This is a genomic window from Hymenobacter tibetensis (genome assembly GCF_022827545.1).
In the GTDB taxonomy this organism is placed as follows: Bacteria; Bacteroidota; Bacteroidia; order Cytophagales; family Hymenobacteraceae; genus Hymenobacter; species Hymenobacter tibetensis.
Genome location: NZ_CP094669.1, coordinates 2,659,415 through 2,672,180, shown reverse-complemented (window position 1 = coordinate 2,672,180; position 12,766 = coordinate 2,659,415). Strand labels below are relative to the sequence as shown.

Sequence of the window (12,766 nt, the reverse complement as noted above, 5' to 3'; positions counted from 1 at the left end):
CCTTGCTGAGGCGCGTTTCTTGTATTAATCGATTTTGAGTACTGCTAAGAAAGCTTCTTGTGGAATTTCAACGGAACCCACCTGACGCATCCGCTTCTTGCCTTCCTTCTGCTTTTCAAGCAGCTTGCGCTTCCGGCTTATATCACCACCGTAGCACTTGGCAATTACGTTCTTGCGCAGCGCCTTCACCGTTTCGCGGGCAATGATTTTCTGCCCGATGCTGGCCTGGATGGCAATTTCGAACATCTGACGAGGCAGCAGTTCGCGGAGCTTTTCGCAGAGGCGGCGGCCCCAGTCATAGCTCTTGGAGCGGTGCACAATAGCCGACAGCGCATCCACTTTCTCGCCGTTTAGCATGATATCGAGCTTCACCATATCGGACTCGCGGAAGCCAATCAGCTCGTAGTCGAGGGAGGCATAGCCACGGCTGATGGTTTTCAGCTTGTCGAAGAAGTCGAACACGATTTCCGACAGCGGCAGTTCGAAGCTCATTTCCACCCGCTCTGAGGTCAGATACGACTGGCCTTTGATGATGCCCCGTTTCTCCATGCACAGCGTGATGATCGAACCTACATAGTCAGCGGCCGTGATGATCTGCGCTTTAATGTAAGGCTCCTCAATCAGCTTGATCATGTTTGGCTCCGGCATTTCCGATGGCGCATTGATGGTCAACTCCTGGTCTTTGGTGCCGATGGCGTGGAACTGCACCGACGGAACGGTGGTAATTACCGTCATGTTGAATTCGCGTTCCAGGCGCTCCTGCACGATTTCCATATGTAGCATGCCTAGGAAGCCGCAGCGGAAGCCAAAGCCCAATGCCACCGACGTTTCGGGTTCCCACACCAAGGAGGCATCGTTGAGCTGAAGCTTTTCCATGCAGGAGCGCAACTCCTCGTACTCGGTGGTATCAACGGGGTAAATGCCGGCAAATACCATCGGCTTCACATCGGCAAAGCCCTGGATGGCCTCTGCCGTCGGGTTGGCCACGTGCGTGATGGTATCCCCTACTTTTACTTCGCGTGCTTCCTTGATACCCGAAATCAAATATCCTACGTTGCCAGCCGACATTTCGAGGCGCGGCTCTTGGTTGAGGCCCAGGATACCAATTTCGTCGGCGCCGTACTCCTTGCCAGTAGCCATGAAGCGCAGCTTGTCGCCTTTGCGCATGGTGCCATTCTTGATCCGGAACAGCACTTCAATACCCCGATAGGAATTGAAGACGGAGTCGAAAATCAGGGCTTGCAGTGGCGCTGCCGGGTCGCCTTTAGGAGCCGGAACCCGCTCGATAATGGCATTCAGAATATTCTCGATGCCAATGCCGGTTTTACCGGAAGCATGAATAATGTCTTCGATATCACAGCCGATGAGGTCCACAATTTCGTCGGACACTTCTTCGGGCATGGCGTGCGGCAGGTCAATCTTGTTGAGCACCGGTATGATTTCCAAATCGGCGCCAATGGCCAGATACAAGTTGGAAATCGTTTGGGCCTCAATACCTTGGGAGGCATCTACGATTAGGAGGGCACCTTCGCAAGCCGCGATACTACGTGATACTTCGTAACTGAAATCGACGTGGCCGGGGGTGTCAATCAGGTTCAGCGTGTAGATTTCCCCTTTATAGGGGTACTGCATCTGAATGGCGTGGCTCTTGATGGTGATGCCCCGCTCCCGCTCCAAATCCATGTTGTCGAGCAGCTGGGCCTGCATATCGCGCTTGGCCACAGTACTGGTAAACTCCAACAGACGGTCGGCCAGGGTACTCTTGCCGTGGTCGATGTGGGCAATGATGCAGAAATTGCGGATGTTCTTCACTAGAGGCGGTTTTTTCCAACTGCGAAGGTAGGCAAATCAGGCTGGAAATGCTACTTACCCCTGGTGCTACTGCCGGCTTCCTTTTTACAGGCAGCCCTGTCTTAGGCCATCACAGCAACTAGAAGTAACAGATGGAGGCAAGCGGCTACGGCCATGCGCGAGGCTGCAGCAACCCGGCTGGTAGCTAACGAAACTGGCAAATTCTCAAGCTGTACTGCACTATAGTCGCAATGATGGGTATGTATCGTCTCAATCGTAGACGAATGGTTGAACACAGTCCCCAAAATACCGTTGTTGACCAGCAAGTATCTCTTACTAATTCCAAAACCACTATGGGTATCAACCTCCAGCAAGCACAGGCCGTTGTACACGCCGCTCATCAGAAAGCCCTCGATATGGGCGTAAAAATGAACATTGCCGTGGTAGATGCTGGCGCCAACCTTACTGCCTTCATCCGCATGGATGACGCGTGGCTGGGCTCGCTCGACATCTCCATCAAGAAAGCTAAAACGGCCCGTTTCTTCGATATGCCAACTGGTGTTATCGGGAGCCTCTCACAGCCCGGCGGCTCGCTCTACAACATCGAACACTCCAACGGCGGACTGATTACCTTCCCCGGTGGCATCCCGATCAAAGACGAGAGCGGCACAATTATAGGTGCCATTGGCGTGTCGGGCAGCACCGTAGAAGACGATCATGCGGTGGCTGAAGCCGGTGTGCAGGCAGTTCAGGGATAACACGCAAGCGAGTTATCTGCTTCTTTTTTATCGTTTTACACCTGAATTTCCATGGCCAGCAACAGAGGCGTAGTGTACATAGGACCTGGTAAGGTCGAAGTACAGAGTATCGATTTTCCGGAACTCAAAAATCCTAAAGGCAAGAAAATCACCCACGGGGTGATCCTGAAAGTAGTTTCCACTAACATTTGCGGTTCCGACCAGCATATGGTGCGGGGCCGGACTACGGCACCAGCCGGGTTAGTGCTAGGCCACGAAATCACGGGCGAAGTGGTGGAAGCTGGTACTGATGTCGAGTTTCTGAAGCCGGGCGATTTGGTATCGGTGCCGTTCAACGTGGCCTGCGGTCGGTGCCGCACCTGCAAAGAAATGAAAACCGGTATTTGCCTGACCGTGAACGAAGGCCGCGCGGGCGGTGCCTATGGCTATGTCGACATGGGGGGCTGGGTTGGTGGGCAGGCGGAGTACGTGATGGTGCCCTACGCCGACTTCAACCTACTCAAGTTTCCGAACAAGGACCAGGCAATGGAGAAAATCCGGGACCTGACCATGCTCAGCGACATTTTCCCGACGGGCTTCCACGGTGCCGTGAAGGCGGGCGTAGGCCCTGGTACCACCGTTTATGTTGCCGGAGCAGGGCCAGTAGGCTTGGCGGCAGCGGCTTCCGCACAGTTGCTCGGAGCAGCGGTTGTTATTGTTGGCGATATGAACAAGGCTCGCCTGGCACATGCTCGCTCCTTCGGTTGCGAAACCGTTGACTTAACCCTCGACGCTACGCTTACCGAGCAAATCACCCAGATTCTGGGCGTACCGGAGATTGACTGCGCCGTCGACTGCGTAGGCTTCGAGGCCAGCGGCCACGGTACCGACTCGAAGAAAGAGGTGCCTGCCGCCGTGCTCAATTCGCTGATGGAAATCACCCGCGCAGGTGGCTCCATTGGTATTCCGGGCCTCTACGTAACCGAAGACCCCGGTGCTGAAGACAAAGCCGCCCAGAAAGGCAGCCTGTCGATTCGTTTCGGGTTGGGCTGGGCCAAGAGCCACTCCTTCCATACCGGCCAGACGCCTGTGATGAGCTACAATCGCCAACTCATGCAAGCCATCCTGTACGATAAAGTACAGATTGCAAAAGCCGTGAATGTGGAGGTTATCAGCCTCGATCAAGCGCCCGAAGGCTACGCAGAGTTTGATAGCGGCGTAGCGAAGAAATTCGTTATCAATCCGCACAATTTGATACCGGCGTAGCGTTCTTGTTTAGCCCTTGTTTCGTCAAACAGCCAGATTACCGAACGGTAGTCTGGCTGTTTGATATAACGGGACATCTCGTTGCCTAGCTAGTTGTGTGTAGCACGCTCACTTACTGCCTATCTAGAACTTTACATCACCTTTTCAGTTCGGTCTAGCTACTTATTTAAGCGGGACTGAGGCGAGCTGAACATGAACTTGCAGCAGGGCCGCACGTACCTCTGTAGTTGGCTGTTTGGCCAGCGAAGTGTACATCTAAACGTTCACGCTCATGAAAATCGAACTGAATCCAGCCGCCGTAAAATTCGCTCAGCGCCTCCTTGAAGAAGGCAAGTTCAAGAATGACGAAGGCCAGTGGAGCGAGCACAACCCGAGTGCCGACGTCGAAAACAAATTTCTGGACAAGCACGAAATAGCAGAATACGGCCAGTGGCATCTCGGCCTCGATATGAGCAAAGGTGAAGACACTAAAGGCCGCTACCACTTTCCCTACGGCGACTTCAAGACCGTGCACCGTGATGGGCTGATTGCCGCGAAGGAGCGCGCCGCGCAGCAAGGCTACTCCGATATAGCAAAGGCAGCCGATGAACTGCTTCAGGAGTTGGAGAAGCAGGCAGCAGAGTAACCTTACCTTATCCAGTATTCGAACAGCTACAGCTGGCCCACTTCCGAGCGGGTCAGCTGTTTTCTTGTGCCGTACCCTTAATTTTTCGTGTTCTGCGGTCAGCGTGTGCCACCGCAGTATATTGCCCCTAATTTCAATTAGCCCAGTGGTTTATATTCCATTATTTGAATGCTTTTCAAACATTCTTTGCTTGTCTTATGCTGCTTGGTGAGCTTCACGCTTCGAGCCCAAACCAGTAGTCTTGAAGGCCAAATACTTAACACCAAAACCGGGGAGCCAGTCCCTTTCGCGACGTTAGGCGTGCCCGGCCGTGGCCTAGGCACGGTGGCCGACGAGCAAGGCCGTTATCTGCTGCGCCTTCCCTATAGCCTGCGAGACACGCTTATCGTTTCCTGCGTGGGTTTTTCGTCTGCCGTGGTGCTACCCAGTGCTTTAGCTACCGGCCAGCGCGTATTCCGGCTAGCCCCTCAAGAGCAGATTCTGCGTGAAATAAAGGTGGAGCATCGCCGCCTCCACCCGGCCTTGCTAGGTTACACTAAAGAAAAAGGCGACATTTTCTGGATAGGAGGCTCCAGCGGCAAAAGAACCGTTGAAAACGAGTGGGGCTGGGAATTTGGCACCGTACTAAAGCCCGTCCGCCGCACCTATCTAGAGGAGTTCCACATCTTTTTATCGGCCAACAACTACGAGCGACTCCGCTTCCGGCTCAACCTCTACGCCCTGGAACAGGGCCGCCCAGGCCGAGCACTACTCTCACAAGACATTCAACTGCTGTGCACCAAAGAGCAACGGGGCTGGCTCACGGTGGACCTGCGCCCGTACGAGCTTGAACTGGAGGCGCAACCAGTGGTAGCTACCATTCAGTGGCTGCAAAGCGAAAAGGCTGACCCGGAAGACAAGTACTTCTCTATTCCCGTCACGCGTCAGTCGCGGCAAGTCATGGTGGAGCGCGAGAACAGCCAAGCCGCCTGGACCACTCATGACATGCAGCCGAGCCTGTATTTCACGGTCATGACGGAGTAGCATATTGGTTAGCTACCTGTTTCTGCATGCTTCACTTTCAGTTACCTACGTGGTATGTTCTTCTCATGAGCCAAACTCATAACAAAACCCCTCACCTACTCCAATAGAATAGTATCCTTTGCCCTGATAGCCAATATTCCAGCTATCAGAATTTTCAAATGGCTTGTCGTTCCAAATCTGCAAAGCACGACCTGTATCGAAATGGATAATTAAATCTCCCCATGTGGTGAGCGTGGCGTTGGTAACCTGAGTACCTTCAAATGCTATTAGTGCTGGTGCTAAAATGGAATCAGAGTCGTTGTGCCATGTGCAAATGATGGCGTTTCCTTCAATAATCCGCCAAGCACAGTATACCATTAGATCAAACTCTCCCCGCGTTTCGTCGGTGGCTAATGCCGGCCCGAACTGCAACGTGAATATGGAACCCGTGCCACTTCCCGCTCGGCTCCGCCATGCTAGCTGACCATTCATAAGCTGAATGATCTGCTCAACTTCATTGAACTCTACATTACGTTGCTTCATAGTGCGCTAAGAGAATGAGGAATACGGCAGTTGATTGGGTTGAACTTACGTAAAAGCCCCTGCCGGGGCTTTTTTCGTACCTTTGCTGCCCCAAATTCCACCCAATTCCCACCTGCTATGTCAGTAGCTCCCGTAGCTCCGTATAAGCCTTTAAACCACGTTCGTATCGTGACAGCGGCGGCCCTCTTTGATGGGCACGATGCCGCCATCAACATCATGCGCCGCATCATTCAAAGCAGCGGCGCCGAAGTTATTCACCTGGGCCACAACCGCTCGGTGCAGGAAATCGTGGATTGCGCCATTCAGGAAGATGCGCAGGCCATTGCCATTACTTCGTACCAAGGCGGCCACAACGAGTACTTCAAGTATATGTACGACCTGCTGCAAGAGCGCGGTGCGGGTCACGTTAAGATCTTCGGTGGCGGCGGCGGCGTGATTCTGCCTTCCGAAATCGAGGAGTTGCAGCAGCACGGCATCACCCGCATCTACTCCCCCGATGATGGCCGGGCCATGGGCTTGCAGGGCATGATCAACGATTTGCTGGAACGCTCCGACTTCCCGACCGGCCAAAACCTGAACGGCGAAGCCGGCCACGTAAAAGAGAAAGACGCTCGCAGCATTGGCCGCCTGATTTCGGCCGCCGAGAACTTCCCGCAGGAGTTCGAGCGGGTGAAAGGCCAACTGATTTCCGAGTTCCAGAAGTCCGAAGGCGAGGCCGATCAGCGCATCGATTCCACTCCTACCGAGAGCAAAAAAGCACCTATCCTGGGCATTACGGGCACGGGCGGCGCAGGCAAATCGTCGTTGGTGGATGAGCTGGTGCGGCGCTTCCTGCTGGACTTCCCCGAAAAAACCATTGCCATTATATCCGTTGACCCGAGCAAGCGTAAAACCGGCGGTGCTCTGCTCGGCGACCGTATCCGGATGAACGCCATCAACTCGCCGCGAGTGTACATGCGCAGCCTCGCCACGCGCCAAAGCAACTTGGCGCTCAGCAAATACGTGCAGGACGCCGTGGACGTGGTACGCGCCGCCGATTTCGACCTGATTATCCTGGAAACGTCCGGCATCGGCCAGTCCGACACCGAAATCATCGAGCACTCCGATGCTAGCCTCTATGTGATGACGCCCGAGTATGGCGCAGCCACGCAGCTAGAGAAAATCGACATGCTCGATTTCGCCGACGTTATTGCCCTCAACAAGTTCGACAAGCGCGGGGCGCTGGACGCGCTACGGGATGTGCGCAAGCAGTACCAGCGCAACCACGGCCTCTGGGACAAGCCGCTGGACGATATGCCCGTTTTCGGCACCATTGCCTCGCAGTTCAACGACCCCGGCATGAACCGGCTGTACCGGGCGCTGCTGGCTACCGTAGAGCAGAAAACCGGCGTGCCGTTCGCCTCGCAGCTCGCAACCACGAAGGAGGACTCCGAGAAGATCTACATCATTCCGCCGCACCGCACGCGTTACCTTTCCGAAATCACCGAAACCATCCATCAATATGACCAGTGGGTTGATAAACAATCGGCAGTGGCCCAGCAGCTCTTTGGACTCCGAGAAGCCATCGGAGCCGTTGAAAGCCTCGGAGCAAACGCCACCAGTGGAGGATCTGGCGCTGGGGACGGCAGCCACGGAGTCGCACCAGCAGCACTCGTGGCCGGCCTGGAGAGCACCTTCGAAGAGGTCAAGCTTCGGCTGGACGGACAGAACTGGAAACTTCTGGAGACCTGGCCGCAAAAAGTAGCCGCCTACAAAGCGCCGGAGTTTGTGTTCAAGGTGCGCGACAAGGAAATCCGCATCCAGACGCACACCACCAGCCTCAGCAACCAGCAGATTCCGAAGGTGAGCCTCCCCCGCTATACCGCGTGGGGCGACTTGCTGCGCTGGCAGTTGCAGGAAAACGTACCCGGCGAATTCCCTTATACCGCGGGCGTGTTCCCGTTCAAGCGCGAAGGTGAAGACCCGACCCGCATGTTTGCCGGTGAAGGTGGCCCCGAGCGCACCAACCGCCGCTTTCACTACGTATCAGCGGGCTTGCCGGCCAAGCGCCTGAGCACGGCCTTCGACTCGGTGACGCTCTACGGCGAAGATCCCGACCACCGGCCCGACATTTACGGCAAAATCGGTAACGCCGGCGTGAGCATCGCCTGCCTCGACGATGCCAAGAAGCTGTATTCCGGCTTCAACCTTGCCAACCCGAGCACATCGGTGTCGATGACCATCAACGGCCCTGCTGCGCAACTGGCCGCCTTCTTCATGAACGCCGCCATCGACCAGCAGTGTGAGCTTTATATTAAGGAGCAAGGGCTGGAATCGGAAGTTGACGCCAAGATCAACCAGCTGTACCAGGAAAAGGGCTTGGTGCGCCCAAGCTACCAGGGCGAGCTGCCCGCTGGCAACGACGGCCTCGGCTTAATGCTGCTCGGCGTGACGGGTGACCAGGTGCTGCCCGCCGACGTGTACGCCACCATCAAGGCGCGCACACTCAGCCAGGTGCGCGGCACCGTGCAGGCCGACATCCTGAAGGAAGACCAGGCACAGAACACCTGCATTTTCAGCACCGAGTTTGCCTTGCGCCTGATGGGTGACGTGCAGGAATACTTCATCAAGGAGAAGGTTCGCAACTTCTACTCGGTTTCGATTTCCGGCTACCACATTGCCGAGGCCGGCGCCAATCCGCTCACGCAGTTGGCCCTCACGCTCAGCAACGGCTTCACGTTTGTGGAGTACTACGTGAGCCGGGGTATGGACGTGAACGACTTCGCGCCCAACCTGTCGTTCTTCTTCTCCAACGGCATCGACCCGGAGTACGCGGTAATTGGCCGCGTGGCGCGCCGCATCTGGGCCAAGGCCATGAAGCTGAAGTACGGTGCGAACGCTCGCTCGCAGATGTTGAAGTACCACATCCAGACCAGCGGCCGGAGCCTACACGCGCAGGAAATCGACTTCAACGATATCCGCACCACGTTGCAGGCCCTCTACGCCATCTACGACAACTGCAACTCCCTGCACACCAACGCCTACGACGAGGCCATCACCACGCCCACCGAGGAATCGGTGCGCCGGGCCATGGCCATCCAGCTCATCATCAATCGAGAGCTAGGCTTGGCCAAAAACGAAAACCCGCTGCAAGGCTCCTTCATCATAGAGGAGCTAACCGACTTGGTGGAAGAAGCCGTGCTGATGGAATTTGACCGCATTACGGAGCGTGGCGGCGTGCTCGGGGCCATGGAAACCATGTACCAGCGCGGCAAGATTCAGGAGGAAAGCATGCACTACGAGATGCTGAAACACACCGGCGAGTACCCCATCATCGGCGTGAACACTTTCCTCTCCTCGAAAGGCTCGCCCACGGTCATCCCGGCCGAGGTAATCCGCGCCACGGAAGAGGAAAAGCAGTATCAAATAGCTATGCTCCAGAACCTGCACGCCCGCAACGAAGGCACCGCCGAGCAGCGCCTGAAGCAGCTACAACAAGTAGCCATTGCCAACGGCAACCTCTTCGAGGAACTCATGGAAACCGTGAAGTTCTGCTCCCTCGGCCAGATTACGAATGCGCTGTTTGAAGTCGGCGGACAGTACCGCCGGAATATGTAAACGGCCAGTTTGCCTGAGTGAAAACGGGTGCTACCTTGCTGAGGTAGCACCCATTCTTTTTATCCAGTATGAAATTTTGCCGCCCACTACTTGCGGTTCTATTGTTCTCAGCGTGTTCTTCACCTGCTCCTTTGACTTTGACCGCACCAACTACCAAGGAAACCGCTTTAGTAAGGCTAACTGAGCAATTGACTATACTAGGACCCGTTCTAAAGCAAACCTTAGAAAGGTCGCCAATCCGTTTTTTTGTTGATAAACCTAAAGCAAGCAAACTGGATCCTCTAGAAGAAGCAACTCAAGCTCTACGCAAATCGCCTGACGCGCTAAATGAGCTAGCTGAAATAACTCCTTTCGATCCAATGGCCATGAGCTCACAAGCGGATAGGGAATTTCAACTAGCACAGCTGAAATCGTTGCTGCAAGCTCATCCAGATTTAGATTTTGGGTGGGTATGGTTAGCCAGTTCACAAAAGGATTATGTACAAGCTGCTGCCTCATTGTCCAAAGCCATTGCGCTAAATGACCAAGTTGGCTTCTACTTCAGACGACGCGCACTTATGTATGTGCTTCTACATAAGTATCCAGAAGCCGTGCGTGATAGTCAAAAGGCAGTGGAGCTGTATCACGACCGTACGAAGGTTTATCACGAGCTAGCAAATACTTATTTGATAATGCAGGATGACCAACATTATGCAGAAACTAGCGACTTGTACTTAGCTGAGTTGCAGAAATCACTGTCGATAATAGAGAAAACCAGTAACCTTAATGGGTTCCAACAGGAAAGCATACGCAGGCTACGTGAAGAAATAGGCTATGGCTACTTAGCTAAAGCAATGCATTTTATTGAAAGGCGAAACAAGCCAGCTATTGGTTGTATTGACTTGGCTAAAGCTACTATGTATGGTGTTGAAGAAGCACCAGACTTGCAACAGAAGTATTGTCGATAATACAATTGTTTGTCTAACGCCAGTTTGGCGCAGCACAACTTGCACTAGCCACGTCACCGAAATAAACGCCTCCCTCTACTGCGCAGGCAGCAAGCTGGAATCGCGCCGCTTGGAGTAATTCAGGCGGCGCGTCTGTTTTTGGGTGGGAGTTGAGTATGTACATCTAAGAGTTTGGTAACTGCGTAGAGTAACCCAACTCTACATGGCTACACCTGCTTGAAATTTGGAAAATGAGTCTACTCACAGTGTTTTTGGTGCTGGCCGCCTACCTATCACCTCAGCAGCAAACTGACTCACTGATTCAGGCTCCCGATACGAGCATAGTGTACACCAAGCGGCGCATTGTGCTACCCGAGGTACCGCAGCGCGGCCGCATTCTCGACCGCCACGACTCGGTATTAGTAGCTACCCGTCCGCAATACCTGCTGAAGCTGCCGCGCCGCCCGCCCCTCGACACCTTAGCGCTGAGCCAGCTGCTCGGCTGGGGGCCAACGACCATGCGCAAGCGCATTGCCGATGCCCTGCCCTACGAAGATGCCCCGGCTGGCTATCCGGTCCAGCTGCGGCTTACGGCTGCCGAAGCGACGCGGGTCAGGCGCAAAAGCCGCGAATGGCCCAACCTTACGCTGACGGAAGGCCGCCAGCGCAGCTACACCACCAGCGTGGGTGCCCACGTACTGGGCTACATGGGCGCCGAGGCCGAGGCGTTCTACAATCAGGCCAAGCGCTACCGCCGCGGCCGTTTCTACCAGTTGCGCAACGGGGGCGTGGAGGGGTACTACAACGGCATCCTCAACGGGCGCCGGGGTACCCTGCATCCTTTGGTGGATGAACTAGGCCAGACGCAGGGCAATTGGGCACCTGACACCGCCTTTCAGCAAGGCCAGGATCTGCACCTCACCCTTGATGTGAAACTACAGGCCTACGCTGAGCAACTGCTAGGCCGCCGCAAAGGCTACCTAGTAGCGTTGGATCCGCGGACTGGCGAGATACTGGCCTACGTGTCGGCGCCCATCTACAAGCCCGCCACCATTACGGCGCCTGATCTGGCTGGGGTGCGCGCCAAGCTACTGCAACAGGAAGGCATGCCACTCATCAACCGGCCGGCCATGCGCGCCAACCCGCCCGGCTCGGTATTCAAGCTAGTAAACGCCGCCGTGGCCTTACAACTAGGTTCTATCAGCCCCACTACCGGTTTCCGCTGCGACCAGAAGCTGGTGAGCTGCGTGCATCGCCACCCGGTACCCAGCAATCTAACTGCCGGGCTGAAGTATAGCTGCAACCCCTACTTCTATCAGGTGATGGGAAGAATCATCAACTATGTACCCGATAGTCTGGTGCAGGATACCGTAGCAGCCCGCCATGCCAACCTAGCCCAATGGCGGCGCTACGTCCGCTCGTTTGGGCTGGATTCGGTGCTGGGCGTGGACATACCGCGGGAGGCCCCTGGCTTTTTGCCCACCCCTGAATACTACGACAAGGCCCGGGGCACCACCCGCTGGCGGTACCGCTCGATTTATTCGCTCAGCATTGGGCAGGGCGAAATCAACCTGACGGGCCTGCAAATGGCCAACATGGCCGCCATCATTGCCAACCGCGGCTGGTACTACCCGCCCCATTTGGTAAGTAATATTGGGGAAGGCGGCCCCTTGCCGCGCTTCACCGAGAAGCGCTTTACCCTTGTTGATAGTATCCACTTTGCGGCTTTGATGCCGGGCATGGTGGCCGTCATGCAGCGCGGCGGTACGGCTGATGCCTCCAGTTTGGAAGATGTAGGCATCACAGTAGCCGGCAAAACGGGTACTGTAGAAAACGACGAGGGCGACGACCACGCCGCCTTCGTCGGCTTCGCCCCCGCCGACAACCCCCAGATTGCTGTGGCGGTGTATATCGAGAATGGGGGGTTTGGGGCAGACGCCGCCGCGCCGTGCGCTGCTTTGGTGATAGAAAAATACCTGCGCGGCAGCATCGCGCCGAAGCGCAAACGCTGGGAAGCGCGCATTCAAAGTCGGGCCCGACACGGGTATTGATTGGCATTGGAATACATTGGCTGCACAGTGCAGTTCTGTTTACCTGTGGCGGAAGACCAGCAGGCGCACCGCAGCAATCAGCCTACCTTACCATTAACCGAACCCTGCATCCGGCCCGCGGTTAGCGCAGCATAATTCGCAATCAGCTGTGACATAAAGGCTGCGCCCCTGTTGCTGTTCGAGCGGCAAGCCAGCGCCATACTCAGCAGTACCCAAACCTGTTATCTT

9 protein-coding genes are annotated in these 12,766 nt (G+C 55.4%); 7 read left to right on the top strand and 2 right to left on the bottom strand.

What is annotated here, in order from left to right:
- Window positions 1–24 precede the first annotated feature (24 nt).
- Complete coding sequence (gene lepA, locus MTX78_RS10645; RefSeq protein ID WP_243802468.1) at window positions 25–1,812, bottom strand: translation elongation factor 4; 1,788 nt, start codon at window positions 1,810–1,812, stop codon at window positions 25–27.
- Between the two features lie 332 nt (window positions 1,813–2,144).
- Here lepA and MTX78_RS10640 point away from each other — a divergent pair, with 332 nt between their 5' ends.
- From MTX78_RS10640 to MTX78_RS10625, 4 genes are all read left to right on the top strand, one after another.
- Window positions 2,145–2,549: a GlcG/HbpS family heme-binding protein gene (locus tag MTX78_RS10640; RefSeq protein ID WP_243802466.1), complete on the top strand. Its 405-nt coding sequence runs from the start codon at window positions 2,145–2,147 to the stop codon at window positions 2,547–2,549.
- Window positions 2,550–2,600: 51 nt separating this feature from the next.
- Entirely contained in the window at window positions 2,601–3,794 is a 1,194-nt protein-coding gene (fdhA, locus tag MTX78_RS10635) for a formaldehyde dehydrogenase, glutathione-independent (RefSeq protein ID WP_243802464.1), read from the top strand.
- A 271-nt stretch (window positions 3,795–4,065) separates the two neighbouring features.
- Window positions 4,066–4,419: a hypothetical protein gene (locus MTX78_RS10630; RefSeq protein ID WP_243802462.1), complete on the top strand. Its 354-nt coding sequence runs from the start codon at window positions 4,066–4,068 to the stop codon at window positions 4,417–4,419.
- A gap of 168 nt (window positions 4,420–4,587) precedes the next feature.
- Window positions 4,588–5,442, top strand: a complete 855-nt coding sequence (locus tag MTX78_RS10625) for a carboxypeptidase-like regulatory domain-containing protein (RefSeq protein WP_243802460.1) — start codon at window positions 4,588–4,590, stop codon at window positions 5,440–5,442.
- 63 nt (window positions 5,443–5,505) lie between these two features.
- Here MTX78_RS10625 and MTX78_RS10620 read toward each other — a convergent pair whose 3' ends face one another.
- Window positions 5,506–5,964, bottom strand: a complete 459-nt coding sequence (locus MTX78_RS10620) for a hypothetical protein (protein WP_243802458.1) — start codon at window positions 5,962–5,964, stop codon at window positions 5,506–5,508.
- 117 nt (window positions 5,965–6,081) lie between these two features.
- Between MTX78_RS10620 and MTX78_RS10615 the strand changes: the two genes are divergently transcribed.
- The 3 genes from MTX78_RS10615 to MTX78_RS10605 all read left to right on the top strand — a co-directional run bounded on the left by MTX78_RS10615 (window position 6,082) and on the right by MTX78_RS10605 (window position 12,538).
- Entirely contained in the window at window positions 6,082–9,561 is a 3,480-nt protein-coding gene (locus tag MTX78_RS10615; RefSeq protein WP_243802456.1) for a methylmalonyl-CoA mutase family protein, read from the top strand.
- 68 nt (window positions 9,562–9,629) lie between these two features.
- Window positions 9,630–10,508, top strand: a complete 879-nt coding sequence (locus tag MTX78_RS10610; RefSeq protein ID WP_243802454.1) for a tetratricopeptide repeat protein — start codon at window positions 9,630–9,632, stop codon at window positions 10,506–10,508.
- A 230-nt stretch (window positions 10,509–10,738) separates the two neighbouring features.
- Window positions 10,739–12,538, top strand: coding sequence for a peptidoglycan D,D-transpeptidase FtsI family protein (locus MTX78_RS10605; RefSeq protein ID WP_243802452.1), 1,800 nt, complete (start codon window positions 10,739–10,741; stop codon window positions 12,536–12,538).
- Window positions 12,539–12,766 lie beyond the last annotated feature (228 nt).

What these genes read in the sequence shown, in the direction of transcription:
- MTX78_RS10625 (WP_243802460.1), top strand. Translation starts at nt 4,588, where the DNA reads ATGCTTTTCAAACATTCTTTGCTTGTCTTATGCTGCTTGGTGAGCTTC.
- fdhA (WP_243802464.1), top strand. Translation starts at nt 2,601, where the DNA reads ATGGCCAGCAACAGAGGCGTAGTGTACATAGGACCTGGTAAGGTCGAA.
- MTX78_RS10610 (WP_243802454.1), top strand. Translation starts at nt 9,630, where the DNA reads ATGAAATTTTGCCGCCCACTACTTGCGGTTCTATTGTTCTCAGCGTGT.
- MTX78_RS10605 (WP_243802452.1), top strand. Translation starts at nt 10,739, where the DNA reads ATGAGTCTACTCACAGTGTTTTTGGTGCTGGCCGCCTACCTATCACCT.
- MTX78_RS10630 (WP_243802462.1), top strand. Translation starts at nt 4,066, where the DNA reads ATGAAAATCGAACTGAATCCAGCCGCCGTAAAATTCGCTCAGCGCCTC.
- MTX78_RS10620 (WP_243802458.1), bottom strand. Translation starts at nt 5,964, where the DNA reads ATGAAGCAACGTAATGTAGAGTTCAATGAAGTTGAGCAGATCATTCAG.
- MTX78_RS10615 (WP_243802456.1), top strand. Translation starts at nt 6,082, where the DNA reads ATGTCAGTAGCTCCCGTAGCTCCGTATAAGCCTTTAAACCACGTTCGT.
- MTX78_RS10640 (WP_243802466.1), top strand. Translation starts at nt 2,145, where the DNA reads ATGGGTATCAACCTCCAGCAAGCACAGGCCGTTGTACACGCCGCTCAT.